The organism is Vibrio lentus, from assembly GCF_002875945.1.
GTDB classification, from domain to species: Bacteria; Pseudomonadota; Gammaproteobacteria; order Enterobacterales; family Vibrionaceae; genus Vibrio; species Vibrio apostichopi.
The window spans coordinates 67,532-81,001 of sequence record NZ_MCZK01000157.1; the positions used below are offsets into that span (position 1 = coordinate 67,532).

15 protein-coding genes are annotated in these 13,470 nt (G+C 45.9%); 8 read left to right on the plus strand and 7 right to left on the minus strand.

What is annotated here, in order from left to right; genetic code table 11:
* Positions 1–34: 34 nt before the first annotated feature.
* The 4 genes from trkA to def form a co-directional block, all read right to left on the minus strand.
* Positions 35–1,411 carry a Trk system potassium transporter TrkA gene (gene trkA / locus BCT49_RS19745; RefSeq protein WP_004735766.1) on the minus strand — a complete coding sequence of 459 codons (1,377 nt, stop codon included), beginning with the start codon at positions 1,409–1,411 and terminating at the stop codon, positions 35–37.
* A 110-nt stretch (positions 1,412–1,521) separates the two neighbouring features.
* A complete protein-coding gene (gene rsmB, locus BCT49_RS19750; RefSeq protein WP_102437634.1) occupies positions 1,522–2,802 on the minus strand; it encodes a 16S rRNA (cytosine(967)-C(5))-methyltransferase RsmB in 1,281 nt (426 codons plus the stop codon).
* Between the two features lie 119 nt (positions 2,803–2,921).
* Complete coding sequence (fmt, locus tag BCT49_RS19755) at positions 2,922–3,887, minus strand: methionyl-tRNA formyltransferase (RefSeq protein WP_102437636.1); 966 nt, start codon at positions 3,885–3,887, stop codon at positions 2,922–2,924.
* Positions 3,888–3,925: 38 nt separating this feature from the next.
* Positions 3,926–4,438 carry a peptide deformylase gene (gene def / locus BCT49_RS19760; RefSeq protein WP_004735769.1) on the minus strand — a complete coding sequence of 171 codons (513 nt, stop codon included), beginning with the start codon at positions 4,436–4,438 and terminating at the stop codon, positions 3,926–3,928.
* A gap of 140 nt (positions 4,439–4,578) precedes the next feature.
* Here def and BCT49_RS19765 point away from each other — a divergent pair, with 140 nt between their 5' ends.
* From BCT49_RS19765 to BCT49_RS19780, 4 genes are read left to right on the plus strand one after another with little or no spacing between them, the layout of a single operon-like run.
* Positions 4,579–5,670: a LysM peptidoglycan-binding domain-containing protein gene (locus BCT49_RS19765; protein ID WP_102437638.1), complete on the plus strand. Its 1,092-nt coding sequence runs from the start codon at positions 4,579–4,581 to the stop codon at positions 5,668–5,670.
* The gene (gene dprA / locus BCT49_RS19770) at positions 5,667–6,779 is read left to right on the plus strand and encodes a DNA-processing protein DprA (protein ID WP_102437640.1); all 1,113 of its coding nucleotides are present in this window, start codon (positions 5,667–5,669) and stop codon (positions 6,777–6,779) included. Before BCT49_RS19765 ends, dprA begins: the two co-directional genes overlap by 4 nt.
* Before the next feature lie 3 nt (positions 6,780–6,782).
* Positions 6,783–7,259 carry a DUF494 family protein gene (locus tag BCT49_RS19775; protein ID WP_032547626.1) on the plus strand — a complete coding sequence of 159 codons (477 nt, stop codon included), beginning with the start codon at positions 6,783–6,785 and terminating at the stop codon, positions 7,257–7,259.
* Between the two features lie 12 nt (positions 7,260–7,271).
* Positions 7,272–7,841, plus strand: a complete 570-nt coding sequence (locus tag BCT49_RS19780; protein ID WP_102437642.1) for a DNA topoisomerase family protein — start codon at positions 7,272–7,274, stop codon at positions 7,839–7,841.
* A gap of 89 nt (positions 7,842–7,930) precedes the next feature.
* Here BCT49_RS19780 and BCT49_RS19785 read toward each other — a convergent pair whose 3' ends face one another.
* Together BCT49_RS19785 and purE are read right to left on the minus strand one after the other, a co-directional pair.
* Entirely contained in the window at positions 7,931–9,061 is a 1,131-nt protein-coding gene (locus BCT49_RS19785) for a 5-(carboxyamino)imidazole ribonucleotide synthase (RefSeq protein ID WP_102437644.1), read from the minus strand.
* A 5-nt stretch (positions 9,062–9,066) separates the two neighbouring features.
* A complete protein-coding gene (purE, locus tag BCT49_RS19790) occupies positions 9,067–9,552 on the minus strand; it encodes a 5-(carboxyamino)imidazole ribonucleotide mutase (protein WP_004735777.1) in 486 nt (161 codons plus the stop codon).
* A 194-nt stretch (positions 9,553–9,746) separates the two neighbouring features.
* Between purE and BCT49_RS19795 the strand changes: the two genes are divergently transcribed.
* The 4 genes from BCT49_RS19795 (at position 9,747) to BCT49_RS19810 (ending at position 12,438) form a co-directional block, all read left to right on the plus strand.
* A complete protein-coding gene (locus BCT49_RS19795) occupies positions 9,747–10,304 on the plus strand; it encodes an L-threonylcarbamoyladenylate synthase (protein WP_102437646.1) in 558 nt (185 codons plus the stop codon).
* Positions 10,305–10,324: 20 nt separating this feature from the next.
* Positions 10,325–11,242 carry an oxygen-dependent coproporphyrinogen oxidase gene (gene hemF, locus BCT49_RS19800; protein WP_102437648.1) on the plus strand — a complete coding sequence of 306 codons (918 nt, stop codon included), beginning with the start codon at positions 10,325–10,327 and terminating at the stop codon, positions 11,240–11,242.
* Between the two features lie 77 nt (positions 11,243–11,319).
* Complete coding sequence (gene aroE, locus BCT49_RS19805; RefSeq protein ID WP_102437650.1) at positions 11,320–12,150, plus strand: shikimate dehydrogenase; 831 nt, start codon at positions 11,320–11,322, stop codon at positions 12,148–12,150.
* An 18-nt stretch (positions 12,151–12,168) separates the two neighbouring features.
* The gene (locus BCT49_RS19810) at positions 12,169–12,438 is read left to right on the plus strand and encodes a DUF1488 domain-containing protein (protein ID WP_102437652.1); all 270 of its coding nucleotides are present in this window, start codon (positions 12,169–12,171) and stop codon (positions 12,436–12,438) included.
* Here the strand turns inward: BCT49_RS19810 and BCT49_RS19815 are convergent.
* On the minus strand, positions 12,435–12,980 hold the full coding sequence (locus BCT49_RS19815; RefSeq protein ID WP_102437654.1) for a gamma carbonic anhydrase family protein: 546 nt from the start codon (positions 12,978–12,980) through the stop codon (positions 12,435–12,437). The two genes, BCT49_RS19810 and BCT49_RS19815, sit on opposite strands and share 4 nt — an antisense overlap.
* Positions 12,981–13,470: the final 490 nt, after the last annotated feature.

The following is a 13,470-nucleotide window of genomic DNA, read 5'->3' on the forward strand; positions in this document are numbered from 1 at the left end:
AAAAAAGTTGTGAGAAGAAGCTTACGAAACAAGGCTATAAGAAGAACGGGCTCGGTTGGAATAGAGACTCAACATCAGGTACGTATTTCTTGTCCACTAGGAACATTACTACATGGTCATCTTGTTCGATTACGGTTCTATCGTGCGCGATAAGCACCTCTTCTCCGCGAACAATCGCACCAATGGTAGTGCCCGGTGGCAGTTTGATGTCGCCAATCGCTCGACCTACAACCTTAGATGTGGTTTCGTCACCGTGCGCAATGGCTTCGATAGCCTCTGCAGCGCCACGGCGTAGAGAGGATACGTTAACAATATCAGCACGACGAACGTGAGTAAGCAGCGCAGAAATGGTCGCTTGCTGTGGAGAGATAGCAATATCAATCACACCGCCCTGAACCAGATCGACGTAGGCACCACGCTGAATCAGTACCATTACTTTCTTGGCACCCATTCGTTTAGCCAACATCGCAGACATGATGTTGGTTTCATCTTCATTGGTTAGGGCAATGAACACATCCACTTGATCGATGTTCTCTTCGGTTAGCAGTTCTTGGTCGGCTGCATCACCACAGAATACGATGGTGTTTTCTAATTCTTCAGATAGCTTCTCGGCACGAGTGTAGCTGCGCTCGATAAGCTTGATGCTGTAGCTCTGCTCAAGGCGTTTTGCCAAGCTTGCACCAATGTTACCACCGCCAACAATCATGATGCGGCGGTATGGTTTCTCTAGGCGTTGCAGTTCACTCATTACTGAGCGGATATGGTTACTCGCTGCCACAAAGAAAACCTCATCATCAGCTTCAATGATGGTCGTGCCTTGTGGGCGAATAGGGCGACCTTGACGGAAGATAGCCGCAACACGAGTATCAATGTGAGGCATGTGCTCACGCAAAGCAGACAGTGCGTTACCAACCAATGGTCCACCATAGTAGGCTTTTACTGCTACTAGGCTCACTTTTTGCTCAGCGAAACTCACAACTTGCAGTGCACCAGGGTATTGAATTAGACGCTCGATGTAGCTAGTGACCAGTTCTTCCGGGGCAATTAAATGATCGACCGGAATCGCCCCTGATTTGAAGAGGGCTTCTTTCTCTTCTAAATACTGTGGAGAGCGGATTCGGGCAATACGGTTCGGTGTGTTAAACAGAGAGAAGGCAACCTGACATGCGGCCATGTTGGTTTCATCCATGTTGGTTACGGCAACCAACATATCGGCATCTTGCGCGCCCGCTTCACGTAGTGTGTTGGGGTGGCTGGCATAGCCGTTTACAACCCTAAGGTCGTACTTGTCTTGAAGTTCACGCAGTCGGTCGGCATTACGGTCGACGATCGTGATGTCATTGTTTTCACCCACTAGGTTTTCAGCAAGGGTACCGCCAACTTGTCCAGCACCTAGAATAATGATCTTCATAGCCTTTCTCTTATTTTTTGCCGTTGTAATTCTAGTGAATTCATTTCGCTTTGATAATGCACTAGAAAGAAACAGCGGCTAAGAAATAAATTCTTAGCCGCTGTTAGTTGTTATGCCTGTTTTACTAGAACTGCGTAGTAGAAGCCATCCATATCTTCTTCACCAGGCAGTATTTGACGACCCGGTTTTTCGATATCAGACCCAACCAGCGTTGCGTTCTCGGTGCGTTCTAAGAATGCTTTCACTTGCAGCACGTTTTCTTGCGGCGTGATAGAGCATGTCGCATAAACCATGGTGCCGCCTTCTTTTAGCTGGCGCCACATTGCATCCAAGATTTCGCTTTGTAGTTCTGCTAGTGCATCGATATCAGAGGCACGGCGTAGCCACTTAATGTCAGGGTGACGGCGAATTACACCGGTCGCTGAACACGGAGCATCAAGTAGGATGCGGTCGAACTGACTGCCTGTCCACCACTCTTCAGGGTAGCGAGCATCACCACAGATTACGTCGGCACGTAGTTGTAGGCGCTCAAGGTTATCGTAAACGCGGTCTAGGCGTTTAATATCACTGTCAATCGCAACCACTTCAGTGTCTTGAGTATGTTCAAGAATGTGTGCAGTTTTACCGCCAGGAGCAGCACAGCAATCAAGGATTAGCTCACCATCTTTTGGTGTTAGGTAATCAACAGAAAGTTGAGCAGCAGCGTCTTGTACTGATACCCAGCCTCGGTCGAAACCAGGAAGCAAGGTAACATCACAAGGTGACGCTAATTTTATGGCATCAGCCGCTTCTGGGTGCAGTGTGTATTCAATGTTTTCGTTTTTAAGCAGTTCTACATACTCGTCACGAGTGTGGTGTTGACGGTTTACGCGCAACCACATTGGTGCTTTGCTGTTGTTTGCTTCAACCAATTGCTCCCACTGATCTGGGTAGCTTTCTTGAAGCATTTTTAGAATCCAGCTTGGATGGCTGTATTTGCCTGCATTGTGGCTAACGGCTTTCTCATCTAGCTCATCTTGATCGCGCAGATAGCTGCGAAGCACTGCATTGATCAAACCACTGAGGCTTGGGCCGCGCAGTGTTTTGGTTGCTTCAACGGTTTCAGCAACGGCAGCATGCGAAGGAATGCGCATAAAGCTCAACTGATAAATGCCTACTAAGATCAGATGGTGGAATACGCGCTTTTTACCTTTAAGCGAGTTTTCCATCAGTTCGTTAGCGATTGACTCTAAGCGAGGCAGGTAACGAAGTGCGCCGTAGCAAATCTCTTGCAGTAGAGCATGGTCTCGCGGGCGGATCGTTTTTTGAGCCGCAGGGAGAGCGTGTGAAAGAGAGTGGCCTTTATCGACAACTTGGAATAGGACATTTGCAGCAGCAGCGCGAACATTCATGAGGGGTACCGAATATTTATTTGAATACATGAGGGCATCTCTGCCCTCGTAAAGGTTTTCTAAACTGTGTTTTTATAAGCTACACGTTTTAAAGTACATATTGAGTAGCTTTAAAGCGGTTAAGAAAGTTGAGTACCAACTTCAAACCAGCTTGCACGTGAGTTCAAGATGTCTTGAACTGACATGGCTTTTTTACCTGGAACTTGTAGCTGTTCCAAAACCAGTACTTTGTCGCCAGTCGCAACATAAATACCAGTCTTATCTGCTTTGATGATTGAGCCAGCTGGCGCAGATGTCGATTCTTCATCAACACGTGTCTGCCAAACTTTAATGCTTTTTTCATCATTCGAGCTGCTATCAACAATCGCAAAGTGACTCATTGGCCATGGGTTGAAAGCGCGCACACAACGTTCGATGTGTTCTGCACTGTCATTCCAATCAATTTTCGCTTCTTCTTTGCTTAGCTTCTTCGCATAGTTAGCAAGCTCGTCGTTTTGCTTCTCAGCTACAGCTTTGCTAGAAGCGATGTCTGCTAAACATTCAACAAGAGCATCAGGACCAAGGCCAGCCAACTTCTCGTACATTGACGCACTGGTGTCTGTTGCTTCGATTGGTAGCGCTGCGATGCTGAGCATATCACCAGTATCTAGGCCGATATCCATCTGCATGATCGTTACGCCAGTCTCTTTATCGCCCGCCCAGATAGAGCGTTGGATCGGAGCAGCACCACGCCAGCGCGGTAGGATAGAACCATGCACGTTGATACAACCCAAGCGAGGCGTATCTAATACAGCTTGTGGAAGAAGCAAGCCGTAAGCGACAACAACCATGATGTCAGCATTCAATTCAGCTAGCTCTTGCTTAGCCTCATCTGACTTGAAATTTTCTGGTTGGTAAACCGGAATATTGTTTTCAAGTGCGATGTTTTTTACTGGGCTCGCAGTCAGTTTTTTACCGCGGCCTGCTGGACGATCTGGCTGTGTGTAAACAGCAATAACTTCATGCTCCGAAGACAACAACGCCGCCAAATGACGGGCGGCGAAATCCGGAGTACCTGCGAAGACAATTCTTAAAGATTGACCCAAGGTAGACTTCCTTCTTAATTTAGTAATAGCAGCGGTTATTAACCTTGTTTCTCGTTGAAACGTTTAATCTTCGCTAGCTTATCTTGAATACGTTTGCGCTTTAGTGGCGATAGGTAATCAACAAACAACTTGCCTTCTAGGTGGTCAAGTTCGTGCTGAACACAGATAGCCAGAAGGTCGTCAGCGTCGAATGTGAATTCGTTGCCTTCACGGTCTAAAGCTTTAACCGTTACTTCTGCAGCGCGAGGTACTAGAGCTCGAGCGCCTGGTACAGATAGACAGCCTTCTTCGATACCATCTTCGCCACGTTTGTCGGTAATTTCAGGGTTGATCAGAACCATAGGCTCGTCACGTGTTTCTGAAATATCGATAACAACGATGCGCTGGTGGAAATCTACTTGCGTTGCAGCAAGGCCGATACCTTCTTCGTCGTACATGGTTTCAATCATGTCATCAACGAACTTTTGAATCTCTGGGGTAACTTCTTTTACCGGTTTCGCCACGGTACGTAGACGATCATCTGGTAATGTTAATACTTGTAATACAGACATATACACTCGAAATATTGAACTGTGCCGAAACAGCTTAAACCTTGTTGGCTCAATTCTAGACATTTTAGAGGCCAAATGACAGCATCCTGAAGGTAATTCTCTAATCAGATGTCATATATTCAGACCAAGGAACCTAGGTCATGCGTCATTTTTTCCCCGCTTTATCTCTTATTTGTGCCTCGCTTTCGTTCGCCATTATGGCTGAAAATAGTGAGCAACCTTTAACCATTAAACAAGGCGCACCCGAGACGTATGTGGTGGTTAAGGGCGATACTTTGTGGGATATCTCCGCGATGTATCTTGATAGCCCATGGCTGTGGCCAAGGTTATGGCAGGTAAACCCTGAAATAGAAAACCCTCACCTTATTTACCCTGGAGATAAATTGTCTCTAGTTTGGATTAATGGCGAGCCTGTATTGAGCCTCAAACCCGTCATCAAGCTAAGCCCTAAGATTCGTGTATCAGAGAAGAAGGCAGTACCTACCGTGAATGAGGGGCTTGTTCTGCCGTATCTACAATCTGATCGCTTGGTTGAGCAGCAAGATATCCAATTGGCTCAACGAGTGTTGGGGACAAGTGATGGTAAACGTTTCTTATCGGGTGAAGACCGACTATTTATCTCGGGTAACCAACAACATCAAAAATGGGGTATCTACCGCGCTGTTGAAACCTATCAAAGGCAGCAACCTCAAGCGAGTATGACTTCTTTGCGTTTGGTCGCCACTGCGCGCTTGAAAGAGGTGGATACTGAGTTCAGTAGTTTGCAAATAGATACTCAGCTGCAAGAGGTGTTACTTAATGACCTCGTGTTACCAGAGCTTGGCGTTGATCAGGTGAAGCTCTCAACCACGTTTTATCCTGCGCCTAGTGCTGCGGGTCAGTTTGCTAATATCTTGGGTTCGTTAGATGGCAGCCAATACAGCGCAAAGAATCAGGTCGTGGTTATTAACAAAGGCTCGCAAGACAATCTTCGCCAAGGCTCTATGTTTACCCTCAGCGAAAGCGGCGCGGTGGTGTTTGGTAAGCAAGGCGAATACAGCTATAAAGAGTCAGCGGCGAGCGATAAGGTGCAATTGCCAAGTACTTCACTCGGTAGTTTGATGGTTATTCGTCCTTACGAGTATTTTAGCCTCGCGTTGATCACTCAGAGCTCTAAGCCGGTTAGCAATGACATTCTGGCAGTATCGCCTTTGGACCTTACTTTGACGGAAGAGGTTAAGGGCACCGAGTGAACGAGCAACAATTGAGTGCTTGGTTAACTCTAAGTTTTGTTCCGCAACTGGGTGGCAAGCGCCTTGCTCGTTTGCTGAGTATTGATTCTCCTTTTAATATTGTTGGCTACTCAAGTCAGCAGCTTCAAGCGATTGGCTTGTCAGCTAAGCAAATTGCCTATCTAAGAGAGCAAGCCCCAAGAGAAGTTGAGGCTTGTCTCGCGTGGCAAGCAAGACAACCCAACCATCACATCATTACTCCTAATTGCTCACATTATCCCAAACTGCTGAGCGAGATCGCCTCTGCGCCAAGTGTTCTTTTCGTTAAAGGTCATGTTGAAAAACTGATCGAGCCTCAAATCGCGATGGTCGGCAGTCGTAATGCCAGTATTGAAGGGCTGCAGACAGCTAAGTCCTTCGCCAAAGAGTTCGTCCAAAACGGTTTGATTGTCACGAGTGGATTAGCGTTGGGCATTGACGGCTATGCTCATGATGGTGCTTTGGATAAAGGAGGAGAGACTTTCGCGGTGCTGGGCTCTGGATTGGATTCCATTTATCCTGCGCGGCACAGAAATCTAGCGGAGAGGATCTGTGAAAATGGGGCACTGATTTCAGAGTTTCGTCCAAGCGCAAAACCACGGCCTGAACATTTCCCTCGCCGTAACCGTATTATAAGTGGGTTGTCGCTCGGAACTTTGGTGGTTGAGGCAGCTGAAAAGAGTGGTTCTTTGATTACGGCTCGCTATGCCATGGAGCAAGGTCGAGAGGTGTTTGCGCTGCCCGGTTCAATTCATAGCCCAACCAGTCGCGGAGGTAACAGCTTAATTAAAGCTGGAGCATGTTTAGTACAAAATGCTCAAGATGTTCTGATTGAAATAAAGAGTCTGTTAGACTGGTCTATAGATCAGCAGCCCAGTTTGTTCGAGCCTACGCCGAATGAGGGTGAAAATGAGCAATTGCCATTTCCACAGCTGTTAGCTAACGTAGGATTAGAGGCGACACCCGTTGATATTTTGGCACAGAGAACCCATATACCTGTGCATGAGGTCATGATGCAGCTTTTAGAGCTTGAGCTCTCAGGGCATGTTGTTGCAGTTTCCGGTGGCTATATTCGAAAGGGGAGAGGCTAAGCTATGATGATGGACATACTGATGTACTTGTTTGAAACCTACATCCATAGCGATTCTGAATTGCAGGTGGATCAAGATGAGTTGGAAGATGAGCTTCTTCGAGCAGGGTTTCACCAAGATGATATTTATAAGGCCCTCCATTGGTTAGAAGATCTTGCGGCATTGCAAGATACTGAGAACCAAGCGGCGATTAGTGTGTGTTCTAATACTTCGATGCGTATTTATACCAGTCGAGAGGTTTCACGTATTAATATGGAGTGTCGAGGTTTCTTGCTGTTCCTCGAACAGATCAACGTACTCACGACAGAGATTCGTGAAATGGTGATTGATCGTGTGATGGGGCTTGAGACAAACGAATTTGAATTGGATGATCTGAAATGGATTATCTTAATGGTGCTATTTAATGTGCCGGGTAATGAAAGTGCTTACACGCAAATGGAAGAGCTGTTGTACACCAAAGAGCAAGGTATCTTGCATTAATACAGGCTTGTCATGAGTAGTAAGATTGATAATCAGCTTTTTTCAGCACATGAACATGCATTAGAGCATGAACCATGTCCACAGTGTGGTGGAGAGCTTCAGCTTCGCCATGGTAAGCACGGTCCATTTTTAGGCTGTAAGCAGTATCCGAGCTGTGATTACATTAAGCCGTTGCATCAAAACGATGGTCACGTGGTGAAAGAGTTGGGTGTACCGTGTCCTAAATGCCAAAATGAATTGGTACTAAGACAAGGTCGCTTTGGGATGTTTATTGGCTGTAGCAGCTATCCAGAGTGTAATCACATCGAATCTTTGGACCAACCAAAAGAACAACCTGAAGAGCAGCCACTTGTTGCTTGCCCTGAGTGTGGCAGAGGCCATTTGGTTGAGCGTAAATCTCGCTATGGCAAAACCTTCTATGCGTGTGATAACTACCCTAAATGTAAGTTCGCAGTTAACCAACCACCTGTTATCGGTCGTTGTGAAGAGTGCCAGTTCCCGTTGTTACTTGAGAAGAAAACAGCCAGTGGTACCAAGAAGCAATGCGCAGATCGCAAGTGTCACCGCATTCAATCTCAATAACTCGATATTATAGACACAAAAAAAACGGCGCTCACAGAGCGCCGTTTTTGTATCCAATAAACTTTTTACATCAATAAGCCAATGTAGGCTTACTTCATCTGCTCAGCAAATTCATGGACAGCAGGGTAGGCTTGCTTATCAAGAATCTCAGCCAATGAGCACAACGCTCTTTGCAGTTCTGCGTTGTAGTCAGCGCTCACGTTGATGTGGCCCATCTTACGACCTGCACGCTTTTCTTTGCCATACCAATGAACATGACAGCCACCTTGAGCAAGAATTGCTTCAGGTAGAGTATCTTCGCCAAGAATGTTGATCATTGCGGTTGGACGAATCAGTTTAGTGCTACCTAGTGGCATGCCACACACTGCACGTAGGTGGTTTTCAAACTGACAAGTCTCTGCGCCTTGTTGCGTCCAGTGGCCCGAGTTATGAACACGTGGTGCAATCTCATTAACAAGCAGTGAACCTTGAACGTCAAAGAACTCAAGTGCTAGCACGCCAACGTAATCTAAACGCTCAGCAATGGCAGTGAACATGGCTTTCGCTTGCTCTTGCAGTTCAATGTCATCAATCGCTGTCGATAAGCTCAACACGCCGTCGGTGTGAACATTTTCAGCCAGTGGGTACACCTGAACCTCACCATTGGCGCCACGAGCACCAACCAGTGATACTTCACGGTCGAACGGAACGAACTCTTCAGCCACAATCGCTTGGTTGTCGGTTGCGGTAATGCACTCAGCCATTTCTGCCCAAGTCGCGTCAACATTGTCTAATGTCTTTAAGCGCCACTGGCCTTTGCCATCGTAGCCGCCAAGTGTGCTCTTCAACACCATTGGCAAGCCTACGTGAGCAATTGCAGCGACAAAGTCTTCGCGAGAGTTAATCACGTAGTACTTAGCATTTTTCACGTTTGCTTCATCTAACAGAGCTTTTTCAAGACGACGGTCACCGCCAGCTTTGATTGCTTCTGTTGTCGGCAAGAACTTACCGCTGCGCTCACACACTTCAAGTACATCGTGAGGGATGTGTTCGAATTCAGCAGTAATGACGTCCGCACGCTCAATCGCATTGTCTAAGCCGTTGCCTAGAATTGCTTGCGTTAATGGGTGAACAATATTTTTGCTGCCAACATCAAAAGCAGAAATTTCAATATTCAGCGGTGCCCCAGCTAGGGACATCATGCGAGCAAGTTGGCCCGCGCCTAACACAAGAACATGCATGGGAATTAGTCCTCTGCAGGGTTTGGATTAGCAAGAACCGTTTCTGTTTGCTCAGAGCGGAACGCTTCTACTTTCGCCATCACTTCTTCATTGTGTGTACCAATGATTTGAGCGGCTAGGATGCCAGCGTTAGCAGCACCAGCTTCACCGATAGCCAGAGTACCTACCGCGATACCTTTTGGCATCTGTACGATAGAAAGTAGCGAGTCCATGCCTTTAAGTGCTTTAGACTGAACAGGAACACCAAGAACTGGGACGCTTGTGAAAGCAGCCGCCATGCCCGGAAGGTGAGCTGCGCCGCCAGCACCAGCAATAATCACTTTAATACCGCGCTCTTTCGCACTGGTTGCGTAGTCTGCTAGCAACTGAGGTGTGCGGTGAGCTGAAACCACTTTTGTTTCGTACGCCACGCCAAACTGATCCAACATTTCTGCAGCTAGCTTCATTGTTGGCCAATCAGATTTAGAACCCATGATAATACCGACAGTCATCTCAAACTCCTTCAGGTACGATTTAATTAGTGATTAGATATTTTGCGCGCATTATACGGGTAAAATCGCCTAAGGAAAACGTTTGCGTCAGTCTAAGTTGTTAATTGATACATTTTATAAACAAATAGCTTTAGTCACAGTGAGTGATAATTTGTACACTTAGTGAGTTAGATAACTGAATTAATGAGGCACCCGTGGATAACTTTCAACATACATTGCAGGCATTACAACAAGGTGAAGTCATTGCTTACCCGACCGAAGGCGTTTTTGGGGTCGGTTGTGATCCAGATAATCCACAAGCTATCCAGAAATTACTCGAGTTAAAACAGCGCCCGGTTGAAAAGGGCTTGATCTTAATTGCGGCAAGTTACGAGCAGTTGCTTCCTTATATAGATGAGAGCCACCTAACCGATGAGCAATTGGCGACGGTTAAAGCTACATGGCCGGGGCCAGTCACTTGGATTATGCCAACCAGCAGTAAAGTTACTTACTGGGTAAGCGGTCAATTTGATTCGATCGCGGTACGCGTGACTGATCACCCTTTGGTTCAAAGAATGTGTAATGAATTCGGTAAGCCGTTAACCTCTACCAGTGCTAACCTAACGGGTGAGCCGCCTTGTATGACGACTGAAGAAGTCCAACAGCAACTGGGTCAACACTTGGTCGCGATTCTTGAAGGTCAAACGGGTGGTCGCGAGAAGCCTAGCGAAATTAGAGATGCAAAAACGTCGAAAATATTAAGACAGGGTTAAACTCTGCAAAGGAAAGTAAAATGTCAGCGATTGATAAAGAAGCAGTAAAGCAGTTTTTACTGAGCCTACAAGATTCGATTTGCCAACAGCTTGAGCAAGCTGATGGTAGCGCGTTGTTTGAAGAAGACGCATGGGAGCGTGAGCCTGGCGATCGCCTCGGTGGTGGTGGTCGCACACGTGTGATGACCAACGGTGCGGTCTTTGAGCAGGGTGGTGTTAACTTTTCTCACGTTGCAGGTAAGGCAATGCCGGCTTCAGCAACCGCTCACCGCCCTGAATTAGCCGGACGTAAGTTTGAAGCGATGGGTGTATCGTTAGTTATTCACCCAAAAAACCCTTATATCCCAACCTCACACGCCAACGTACGATTCTTTATTGCCGAAAAGGAAGGGGAAGACCCTATTTGGTGGTTTGGTGGTGGTTTTGATTTAACACCATTCTATCCAGTAGATGAAGATTGCCAGTCTTGGCATCAAACCGCTAAAGATCTGTGCGCATCATTTGGTGATAACGTGTATCAAGAGCACAAAGAGTGGTGTGATAAATACTTCTACTTGCCTCACCGTGATGAAACGCGCGGTGTTGGTGGTCTGTTCTTTGATGACTTAAATGAGTGGGGTTTCGATAAGAGCTTTGCTTACATGCAGGCGGTCGGTGAAGGTTTTGCTGCGGCGTACTTGCCTATTGTTGAGCGTCGCAAAGAGACACCTTATGGCGAACGTGAGCGTGACTTCCAACTATACCGTCGTGGCCGCTATGTTGAATTTAACCTAGTGTATGACCGTGGCACCCTATTTGGTCTACAAAGCGGTGGGCGCACAGAGTCTATATTGATGTCGATGCCGCCGTTGGCTCGCTGGGAATATCGCTATGAACCGCAAGCGGGCTCACCAGAAGCTCTGCTTTATAGTGACTACCTCAAACCTCGAGTTTGGTAGTTCTTCCTTCCTTATAGGGATAGTGATAGGGTCATCTACATAGATGACCCTTTTTATTATTTCTGTTAGGTAAGGATATGACACAGCAAGTAGATCGTTATGCCGTTTTCGGTAATCCTATTGGGCAAAGCAAATCGCCATTCATTCATACATTATTTGCTCGCCAAACCAGCCAACAACTTACCTATACAGCACTTCAGCCAGAACAAGGTGAATTCATCACTGCTGCCCAAGCGTTTTTTAGTGAAGGTGGTCGAGGGTGTAATGTCACAGCGCCATTTAAAGAAGATGCTTATCAGTTCGCTAATCGCCTGACTGAAAGAGCTGAACTAGCAGGTGCCGTAAACACACTTAAGAAGCTAGATGATGGGGAGATCATTGGTGATAACACCGATGGTGAAGGTTTAGTTCAAGATCTTCTTCAACATCAAGTAGTCCTAGAAGGGGCTCGCGTTCTTCTACTTGGTGCTGGTGGTGCTGCTCGAGGAGTGATTCAACCTCTACTCGACCAAAAGCCACAACAGTTGGTAGTCGCTAATCGAACCAGTTCAAAGGCTCAACTTCTGGCTGAGATGTTTTCTTCACATGGAAACATCAAAGGAATGGGGTTAAGCGATGTTAATGAAGGGTTTGATGTCATTATTAACTCGACCTCGTCTGGTCTAAGTGGTCAGCTTCCTGAAATTTCTGAGATTATCTTCAATTCGAATAGTGCCGTTTATGACATGGTTTACGGTTCTGGAACGACGGTATTCAATCAATGGGCATTAGATAATGGTGTTCACGCTGCTTATGATGGTTTGGGTATGCTGGTAGGGCAGGCTGCTGAGAGCTTTATGCTGTGGCGTGGTCTTCGCCCTGGAACAAAACAGATTTTAAGAGAATTACGCAAAAACCTAGAGATGTAACAAGGTATTTATAAAAAAATGAATCAATCAATTCTATTTCCTGATATCCAAGATTGGGATGAAGAGAATCAATCAATCACCTTCCCAGCACAGCAGTCGGGCGCACTGATTGAGTGTGTTATGTCTGTTGAAGAGTTGTCTCGATTGGCAGGCAAAGATATAGAAGAAGGCGATCAAGCTTTAGTTATCTTTTCAGAGTTACGTTTTGATATTGAAGAGCTAGCTGAAGAGTTAATAGAAGAAGAGGAGTATGACTCCTCTAATCGGATCCAAATCAAAGCGCTTTAGACTGGAAGCACAAAGTCTAGATAGTCGTTTTTATTCTGAACATAGTTGTCCGCTGACTTCTGTAAAAAGGCACGCTCTTTATCATTTAATGGGCGTGCTTGTTTTACTGGGCTTCCTACATAGAGATAACCGCTTTCAAGTACTTTGTTCGGTGGCACTAAGCTACCAGCACCAATCATCACTTCTTCTTTAATAATCACGCCATCAAGCACGATAGCTCCCATACCAACAAGTACACGATCTTCAATCGTGCAGCCATGCAGCATTACTTTATGACCGATAGTGACATCATTACCTATTAGTAGAGGATAACCTTCAGGGTTTTCAGCATTCTTATGGGTGACGTGCAAAACGCTGCCGTCTTGGATATTCGTTCTATCTCCAATATGAATGTGGTTCACATCTCCTCGAGCTGCAACCAAAGGCCACACACTAGAGTCGTCACCGATTTTGATATCACCAACCAGTACTGAACTTGTATCTATATAGACACCTTGCCCAATCTGAGGGGATATTCCTTTATAACTGCGTATTGAACTCATAAATCCTCCTTTATATAGGCACCTTAAGCCCTTAATTAAGGGGAATACTAGTGAAAATGGGGTGTTTTGAACAAAAAACGCTCGAACAATCAAAAAAGTAAGAAAAACTTCAAAAAGGGCTTGCCAGTGTGATCGAAATCTCTATAATGCGACCTCGTTGAAACGGGAAGGCTTCGTAAGAAACCAAAACGAATCAGCAGGTCAAATTAGCCAAGCTAAACGCTTGAAAAAAGTTTTGAAAATAGTGGTTGACACTAAAACTTAAATCGCTAAAATGGCCGTCCGATTTGAGCAAAGCTCAAAAAGGAAAAGCTCTTTAACAATTTAAACCTATCAATCTGTGTGGGCACTCGTTGATGAATATCAAAACGTTTTATCGTTAGATAAAACAGATTCTTCGGAATCAAAATTGATTTCAATGAACTGAGTGACCAATACGTTTAACTACTTGTAGTTATTCGGCACAGTCAATTCATTACCATTCTGTTGG